The following is an 8280-nucleotide window of genomic DNA, read 5'->3' on the forward strand; positions in this document are numbered from 1 at the left end:
GTGACCCCGTGGGGCCACCGTGCCCGGCCGTCGGGCCGTACAAGATCGTGATCGCCGATTCCGGGCTGCCCACACTCGACGAGCTCACCGGCCGGATCCGGGCCGCGCACGCCGCCGGGCGCGCGGTCGCCGTGCACTGCGTCACCCGCGAGGCGCTGGTCCTGCTGCTGGTCGCGCTGGACGACGCCGGTTCCCTGCCCGGTGACCGGGTCGAGCACGCCGCGCTCGTACCGGCCGAACTCGCCCCGGAGATGGCCCGCCTCGGCCTGCGCGTCGTCACCCAACCCGGCTTCCTCGCGCACCGGGGCGACGACTTCCTGCGGGACCTCCCCACCCAGGACCACCAGGACCTGTACCGCTGTGCCACCTTCTTCCGGGCGGGCGTACCCGTCGCGCTGTCCAGCGACGCCCCCTACGGCCCGCTCGACCCCTGGGCCGTCATCGGCGCGGCGATCCGGCGGCACACCCCGGCCGGGCGGGTCGCCGGTCCAGGTGAGCGGCTCACCTTCTCCCAGGCCCTCGGCGCCTACCTCGCCCCGCCCGGCGATCCGGGCGGTCCGGCCCGGCGCGTCCGTCGCGGCACACCCGCGGACCTCGTCGTCCTGCGCACTCGCCTCGCCGACGCGCCCGCCGACCCGGAGCCCGTCCGGGCGGTGCTGGTGGGAGGCCACCTCGTCTGGGACAGGCTCGGCGCGGGGGCCGCCGGCGGGTAGACGCCGTACGCCGCCGCCCGACTCCTCACGGACGGCCGACCCGCGCGCGCGTCGAGGTCAGCCCTTCAGGCCGGTGTGGGCCAGGCCCTCGATGAACTGCCGCTGCGCGAGGACGAACACCACCAGCACCGGTAGCGCGGTCATCGAGGCGGCGGCGAGCTGGACGTTCCACATCGGCCCGCCGTAGGCGTCGACGAACTGGGTCAGTGCCTGCGGCAGGGTGAACCTCTCCGGCGAGGAGAGGTACACGATGGGTTCGAGATAGAGGTTCCAGCTGTGCAGGAAGGTGAAGATCGCGACAGCGCCGAGCGCGGGACGGGCCAGCGGCAGCGCGACCCGGTAGAAGGTGCCGAACCTGCCGAGCCCGTCGACACGGGCGGCCTCCTCCAACTCGCCGGGGAGGCTGATGAAGAACTGCCTCATGATGAAGGTGGCCAGCACGCTGGGCGCGCCGAGGATCGGCACCAGGATCAGCGGCCAGTGGGTGTCGGTGAGCCCCAGCTCGTGGAACATCTGGAACAGCGGGACGATCGTGACCTCGCTCGGGATGAGCAGTCCGAGCAGCACGACGACGAAGAGGACGTTCTGGCCGGGGAAGCGGATGCGCGCGAAGGCGTACCCGGCCATCGCCGCCACCGCCATCGTCCCCGCCGTGACGACCAGGGCGATGTAGAGGCTGTTGAAATACTGGCCCGCGAAGGGCTGCAGCCGGAAGACCTGCCCGTAGGCCGAGACGTCCCAGTCCGCGGGAAGCAGCCTCGGCGGGAAGGCGAAGATCTCACTGACCGGTTTGAACGACGAGGTGACCATCCACCAGGTCGGGAAGACGAACGGCACGCACAGCAGGCACAGCAGGCCGTACAGGAGCGTCTTCAGCCGCGTCGGCATCTCATGTCTCATTGATGACCCACTTCCTGCGCATCCGCCACTGCACGACGGTGAGCAGTGCCACGATCGCGAACAGCAGGACCGACAGCGTCGCGCCGTATCCGAAGTGATGGAACTGGAAGGCCTGCTGGTACAGGTAGTAGATGAGGACCGTCGTCGACATGCCGGGGCCGCCCTGGGTGAGCACCGCGATCTGCGCGAACACCTGCAGCGACCCCACCACGGTGATGATCGAGGTGAGCAGGATGGTCGGGCTGATCAGGGGGACGGTGATCCGCCTGAAGCGGGTCCACGCCCCGGCGCCGTCCAGCGCGGCGGCCTCGTAGAGCTGGGCCGGCACGCCCTGAAGGGCGGCCAGGAAGAGCACCATGTTGAGTCCGACGTTCTTGAGGACCTGAACGACGATCACCGCCAGCATCGCCGTGCCCTCGCCGCGCAGCCAGTTCGGACCGTCGACTCCGGCGGCGCCGAGCAGGCCGTTGACACCGCCGTCGTCCTGCAGCAGGAACTGCCACACGATCGTCCAGGCGACCAGCGAGACCACCACGGGCGAGAAGAAGACCGTACGGAAGAACGTGGTCCCGCGCAGCCGCTGGTTGAGCAGGATCGCCAGGAGCAGGGCCAGGGCGAGATTGAAGACGACCAGGCCGACCGAGAACACCGCGGTGCCGGCCAGCACCTCGCGCAGGTTGGCATCGGCGAGCAGCCGGTCGTAGTTCTCCGCGCCGACGAACTCGAAGGTGCCGGCCAGCACGTTCCACTCGTGCAGGCTGTACCAGAGCACGAGCCCGAGCGGCAGGAGCACGAACAGCACGCTGCCCAGGAGTTGCGGGGTGATGAGCAGGTATCCGACCAGGTTGTCGCGGCGGCGCACGGTCCAGAAGGACCGGCCGCGCCCCGTGCCCCCGGTACGCCCGGTGGCGTTCCCGCCGGTGACCGGCCGGACGTCGGCCCGGCCGGTCACCGCGAACCTCGGGTGTGAGACTGCCACGTCACGCACCCAGCATCGGCTGGATCTTGGCGCACACCCCGCCCAGCACCGCCTTGACGTCGGCGCCGGGCTGCCAGAGCGGGTCGAGCGCGGCCCGCACGGCCTGCGAGAGCTCCGCCTGGCCGGTGTGGCTGGGCTTGACCACGCCCTTCTCGATGCCGCCGATCACGACCTGCTGGAGTTGCTCGGGCTTGAGCAGCGGGTTGCTCTTGGCCAGGGTGTCCGCGGTGAGCTGGGAGGCCCGGGGCGGCGGGAAGTAGGCGGCGAGCCTGGCGGAGTTGGCGGGGTTGGTGAAGAAGGCCAGGAAGTCGACGGCCGCCGCGGCGTTCGCGGACTTCTTGAAGACGCCCAGGCCCGCCTGGCCGATCACCGAGTACTCACCCTTGGGACCCGCGGGCAGCGGGACGAGGTCCCAGCCGAACTTCGCGTCCTGCAGGAGCGAGGCGCGGGAGATCTGGGTGATGGTCATCGCCGCGTCGCCCGCGAAGAAGTCCACCGTGGTGCCGGGACCGGGGAACGCCTTGTCCGTGAAGACCGCCCTGTGCAGGAACGTCATCGCCTCGACCATCTCGGGGCTGTCGAACCCGCAGGTTTTGCCGTCCTCGCTCCAGGCCTGGGCGCCCCAGCCGCCCCACACCGAGGCGAGGTTGTCCCAGCTCTTGTAGTCGAAGTCGCGGACGACCATGCCCGCCTTGCCGGTCTTCGAGGCGACCGCGGCGTTCTGGGCCGCCACCTTCTCCCAGGTCCACGTACCCTCCTCGATCATCTCAGCGGGGGTCTTCTGGCCCGCCTTCTTGAGCAGGTCGGTGTTGACGAACACCCCGAACGGCGAGGTGGAGAACGGGTAGGCGTACAGCTTGCCCTCGGCCTGCCAGAGCTTGACCGCCGAGGGGGTGAGGTCGTCGAAACCGTAGCCCTCGGCCTTGCGCAGCGTGTCGTCGAGCGGCGCCAGCGCGCCCGAGGAGACGAAGTCGGGCGCCGAGTTCTCCAGGATCCAGGCCAGGTCGGGGGCGTTGCCGCCGGCGATCTGGGTGGTCAGGGTGGTGGTGTAGTTCTCGAAGGGGATGGGGTCGAACGTGATCTCGCCGATGTCGGGACGGGTCTTCCGGTATTCGGCGGCGATCTCGTTGAACAGCTTCAGATGCGCCTCGTTCGAGGTCCAGATCGTCATGCGCAGCGGTTGCGGGCCCTTCGCCGCGGGAGTGGCCTCGTTCGCCCCGCCGCACGCCGTCAGGGTGAGCAGCGCCGCCAGCGCGACGACCGCGGGCTTTCCGAATGGTCTCATGGTCCGTTCTCCTTGCTGGGAATCCCCCGACGGTCGTGGTGGGTGCGCGGTCAGTAACCGGTCACCTGCGGCCAGTGCAGCTCGACGCCGTCGCGGGCGAGTCGGCGCTGGAAGGCGGCGAGCAGTCCCTCGTCACCGCGTACGGCGTGCGGGGTGGTGGCGTTGTCCAGGCAGAAGGCGGCGAGGGCGCCGGCGGCCTCGCCGGCGTTCCACTCCACCGGGTGCAGCCGGTAGGCCCCGTTGGTGATGTGTGTGGTGCCGATGTTCTTGGACGCGGGCAGCAGATTGGTCATCCGCTGCGGGACGAGCGCGCCGAGGGGGATCTCGAACGGCGAGCTGGCCACGTCTATGTAGTTGTCGCCCCCGGTGGAGGGGTGCAGATCGATGCGGTACATCCCCACGCCGACCGAGTCGGCGTAGCTCACCGCGCCCTTGTCTCCGCGCACCGCGAGCGACAGATCCTGCTCGGCCACGGTGTACAGGGCGCGGATGCGGCGCGACTCGCGGATGTAGGGTGCCTGGGCCAGGCCGTCGTCGCCACCACCGGTGACGTCGCCCCGCAGGCGCAGGCCGGGAAACCCGGTCCCTCCGTCGGGGCGCGGCGCCTCGGTCTGCAACCAGTACAGCACCGAGCGGGAGAGCTCGCGGGCCGCGGCCAGGTGCCTGTCGGCATCCGGAACGTCGATGACCGGACCCTCCAGGTAGTCGATCATCGGCCAGTTGACCAGGGTGATGTCGCTGGCGTAGGCGCCGTCCGTGAAGTTGCGCCGCGCGGCGATCCTGCGGAAGGTCCACAGGTTCGCGTCGCCGGGGTTGAGCCGCTGGTCGGCCTCGACGAGCAGCGGATCGTCGTCGGGGTTGGGGGTGAAGGAGCGTTCCACGATCTCCAGGGTCCTGGGGTGCGGGCAGCGCCAGGACAGCAGCCGGTCACCCCAGAAGCCGGGCTGGTAGCTCCGCCAGAACTCATAGGATCCGGGCCTGTCGATGGTGTGGTCACCGTCGACGTGGTCGATCGCGAAACAGACCGAGACCGCCTGCATGTTCGTCGGCTGGGCCTCGGCGGGCGCGCTCGGCTCGCCGGTGTCGCCCTGCGACTCGAACCCCGTCACGTACTCGGTGCCGGTCAGCGGCAGCAGCTCGCCCGTCTCGGTGGCGTCCAGCACGTACGGCGCGACGGCGGTGACCTCCCCGCCCCCGTCCCGGTGCTCCAGACGGACCGCCCGCACCCGGTCACCGTCGACCTCCGCGCCGACCGGCCGATACGGCTGCAGGACGCGCAGCCGCCCCGAGCCCCGGTACGGCGCGAGCATGGCCTCGATCACCGCGACCGCGACGCGCGGCTCGTGACAGAGCCGGCTCACGTGTCCGGCTCCGGGGTTCAGCTCCCGCCAGGCCCGCGACCGCTCGGTCAGCGGATAGTGGTCGCGGTAGTAGCGGCGGATGCCCTCGCGCAGCGCCCGGTAGGAGGCCGTCACGCCGAACCTCTCCACCCAGGAGTGCTCGTCGGGCGGCACCGCCTGGCTGGTCAGCTGCCCGCCGAGCCAGTCGTACTCCTCGGTCAGGATCACTGTGCGCCCGGCTCGCAGCAGCGCCAGGGCGGCGGCGACGCCGCCCAGCCCTCCGCCGACGACCACCGCGTCCGCCGATATCTCAACCACGTCGGAGGTCTCTCCCATCGTTATTCGATCAGCTTGGAATCGGTGCGAGCGTGGATCCCTCGACCAGCTCGCAGGCCAGCAGTTCCTGCGGTGTCTCCCCGCCGCTCTCCAGCAGCTCCGCCAGCAACTCGACGGCCCTGCGCCCCATCTCGCGGCGCGGGATGCGGAACCCGGTGAGATCGACGTCGACCTGGACGGGCCTGGTCGGGGCGCCCAGCGCGAGGATCGACAGGTCCCCGGGGATCGCCAGACCCCGCTCGCGCGCCGCGTGCGTGATCGCCACGGCGTCGGCGGGTTCCTCGACGAAGGCCGCGGTCACCCGGGCCGCCGACAGCTCCTCCAGCAGTTCCCCGGGGGTCCTGTCGGTGACCTGGACATGTACCCCCTCGGCTCCGAGCGCGGCCACGGCCTCGCGGAAGCCGCGCATGCGGTCGGCGGGTGACTCGGCGCCCGCCCCCGCACCCACGTAGGCCAGCCGCCGATGGCCGAGTCCCACCGCCCGGTCGACCAGGGCGCGCACCGCAGGCGGGTAGTCGGCGCCCACGTACGGCACCGGCGCACCGGCGTCGTCGCGGCGGCCGACGGAGACGAAGGGTATGCCCTCCGCCAGCAGCCGGGCCAGGTCGTCGCGGTCGACCGCGCGCCCGAGGAGGACGCAGCCGTCGGCCAGCCGCACCCGGCTGTCCTCGTTGAAGATCCGGCGCCGCTCCCCCGCGGCCCTGGCGCTGGTGAACAGCAGCAGGTCGCAGCCCATCTCCTCGGCGCACTCCTCGATGCCGAGCAGGAAGGGGTGGTAGAAGTCGGCGCTCGCGGTCGGGAAGACCGCCTCGTAGGTGAAGACGCCCAGGATGCGGTTGCGCCGCTCGGCGAGTCTCCGGGCGACCGGGTCGGCGACGTATCCGGTCTCCCTGATCACCCTCAGCACCCGCTCACGCGTCTCCGGGGCGATGCGTACCTCGGCGTCGGTCCTGTTGTTGAGGACCAGCGACACGGTGGTCTGGCTCACCCCCGCGATGCGGGCGATGTCCTGCTGGGTGAGTCGGCGACCGGGAGCAGTCACGATCCGTAGCTTCCCCTCTGGTGATAATGCGCATTAGCGAGGTTGGGCCGTCATCTTGCAAGTGACCGCCCCCTCCTGTCAAGAGCACGGATCCGGGACCGTCCCGAGGAAATATCACCCGTGATAATTCGTATTAGCGCCTTGACGGACGAGCGTGCCTGGCCGAACCTTTGCGATCAGAGAGATTTGCTCACCATCACTCACCGTGAAAGTTGTCGCGAAGGGATCGTCGATGACCGAACCTCTCCTGGACCGGCGCGGACTGCTGCGCACGGCGGTCGGCGCCGGTGTGGCCGGCGGCCTCGGCCTCGCCCTGCCCCAGACGGCCACGGCGTCGATCGTGGACACGTCCGCGGCCGCCCTGGCGGGGCCCGCCGGTTTCCCCACCTACCAGTACATCGGCACGCCGTTCGCCAAGGCGAGCCTGCGCTACAACCCGACCAACGAGCTGATCTTCCCCTGTATCCGGGGCATGTACGACAAGATCGCCAGCCCGCTGGCGCGCTACTATCTCTACTACGCCCCGCACGACGCGCCCGGCGGCATCTGCCTGGCCTACGGCAACTCGCTCGGCGGCCGGTTCACCGAGTATCCGAACAACCCGATCATCTCCAACAACTGGTCACCGCACTACTCGGTCAGCCACGTCTCCTCGCCGCACATCATCTGGAACCCCGACAACCGGCAGTTCTACCTGTACTTCCACGGCGAGAACACCACCACCCGGATGGCCTGGTCCACCGACGGCGTGCACTTCACCTACCACGGCAGGGTGCTGCACACCGGGGTCATCCCCGGGGCGACGGAGACGTCCTACGCGCGGGTCTTCGAGCACGCGGTCCCCGGACTCGGCAACAAGTACGTCATGATCTTCATGGGCGTCACCAACGGCACCCGAAAGATCTTCTGGGCCTGGTCGTCCACCGGTAAGAACTGGCAGTTCGACCCGACCCCGCTGGTCTCGCCCGGCCCCGACGGGCAGAGCGACGTCTCCGGGCCCACCCTCGTCAAGCGCAACGGCACGGCGTACGTCGTCTACCACGGCAACAGCGGGAACATGTTCATCACCGAGGTGGGCAACTCATTCGACCGGGAGGTCCATCTCGGCGTCTTCCACCGGCCACTGGCCGGGGCTCCCGACAACGGCCGCAGCGCCGCGCCCTCCTTCGGCACCGACGGCGGCGTGGAGTACATGTTCTACGAGGCCGGCCAGCGGAGCCGGTCGACGATCGCCGTCGCCCGCGCCGTCTAGTAGGACTTGGTTACCTCGGGTAGGGGACGGTATGTCACCTGCTTTGGGGGTGAGGGAAGATGACCCCTCAAGAACTGGACGCCGTGTAGGAGCGGTTGGAGACGTTCGCCGCTGAGGTGTTCTCCGGTTTTGCCCGTGCTGATCAGCGGTGGTGGGGCGAGCGGTATGTGCGTGGCCTGCTGAGTGACGGGGCCCGCAAATCGATGGAGCCGATGGCGGCCCGGCTGGGCGTGGACCGCCATGGGCTGCAGTAGTTCTGCACCGACGCCCCCTGGTCGCATCAGCTGGTGCCGGCCGAGCTGGCCTGGCGGATGGAGGCGGCGATCGACCCGGTGGCTTGGGTGATCGATGATGTGTCCTTTCCCGAGGACGGCCAGGAGTCGCCGGGCGTGGCCGCGCAGTACCGCGGGGCGCCGGGCAAGAGGGCCAACTG

Annotated in this window: 7 protein-coding genes and 1 pseudogene; 3 read left to right on the forward strand and 5 right to left on the reverse strand. The window is 70.0% G+C overall.

Annotated features, from left to right (window positions below; all coding sequences use genetic code 11):
• Positions 1-713, forward strand: a 713-nt coding sequence (locus ABZU75_RS43895; protein WP_355568616.1) for an amidohydrolase family protein, incomplete at its 5' end; no start/stop codon positions are given.
• A gap of 57 nt (positions 714-770) precedes the next feature.
• Here the strand turns inward: ABZU75_RS43895 and ABZU75_RS43900 are convergent.
• The 5 genes from ABZU75_RS43900 to ABZU75_RS43920 are packed head-to-tail and all read right to left on the reverse strand — an operon-like array spanning position 771 to position 6595.
• Positions 771-1601 carry a carbohydrate ABC transporter permease gene (locus ABZU75_RS43900; protein ID WP_355568619.1) on the reverse strand — a complete coding sequence of 277 codons (831 nt, stop codon included), beginning with the start codon at positions 1599-1601 and terminating at the stop codon, positions 771-773.
• A gap of 1 nt (position 1602) precedes the next feature.
• Positions 1603-2592 carry a sugar ABC transporter permease gene (locus tag ABZU75_RS43905; RefSeq protein WP_355568622.1) on the reverse strand — a complete coding sequence of 330 codons (990 nt, stop codon included), beginning with the start codon at positions 2590-2592 and terminating at the stop codon, positions 1603-1605.
• A gap of 1 nt (position 2593) precedes the next feature.
• Entirely contained in the window at positions 2594-3877 is a 1284-nt protein-coding gene (locus ABZU75_RS43910) for a sugar ABC transporter substrate-binding protein (RefSeq protein ID WP_355568625.1), read from the reverse strand.
• A 50-nt stretch (positions 3878-3927) separates the two neighbouring features.
• A complete protein-coding gene (locus ABZU75_RS43915; protein ID WP_355568628.1) occupies positions 3928-5553 on the reverse strand; it encodes an FAD-dependent oxidoreductase in 1626 nt (541 codons plus the stop codon).
• Positions 5554-5563: 10 nt separating this feature from the next.
• A complete protein-coding gene (locus ABZU75_RS43920; RefSeq protein WP_355568631.1) occupies positions 5564-6595 on the reverse strand; it encodes a LacI family DNA-binding transcriptional regulator in 1032 nt (343 codons plus the stop codon).
• 232 nt (positions 6596-6827) lie between these two features.
• Here ABZU75_RS43920 and ABZU75_RS43925 point away from each other — a divergent pair, with 232 nt between their 5' ends.
• Together ABZU75_RS43925 and ABZU75_RS43930 are read left to right on the forward strand one after the other, a co-directional pair.
• A complete protein-coding gene (locus ABZU75_RS43925) occupies positions 6828-7847 on the forward strand; it encodes a hypothetical protein (protein WP_355568634.1) in 1020 nt (339 codons plus the stop codon).
• 116 nt (positions 7848-7963) lie between these two features.
• Positions 7964-8280 (forward strand): annotated as a pseudogene (locus ABZU75_RS43930) (transposase); the annotation flags it as partial.

It is taken from the genome of Streptosporangium sp. NPDC005286, from assembly GCF_040607515.1.
Taxonomy (GTDB): Bacteria; Actinomycetota; Actinomycetes; order Streptosporangiales; family Streptosporangiaceae; genus Streptosporangium.

Coding starts and splice junctions, on each gene's coding strand:
- ABZU75_RS43900 (WP_355568619.1), bottom strand. CDS start 1,601: ATGCCGACGCGGCTGAAGACGCTCCTGTACGGCCTGCTGTGCCTGCTG.
- ABZU75_RS43910 (WP_355568625.1), bottom strand. CDS start 3,877: ATGAGACCATTCGGAAAGCCCGCGGTCGTCGCGCTGGCGGCGCTGCTC.
- ABZU75_RS43915 (WP_355568628.1), bottom strand. CDS start 5,553: ATGGGAGAGACCTCCGACGTGGTTGAGATATCGGCGGACGCGGTGGTC.
- ABZU75_RS43925 (WP_355568634.1), top strand. CDS start 6,828: ATGACCGAACCTCTCCTGGACCGGCGCGGACTGCTGCGCACGGCGGTC.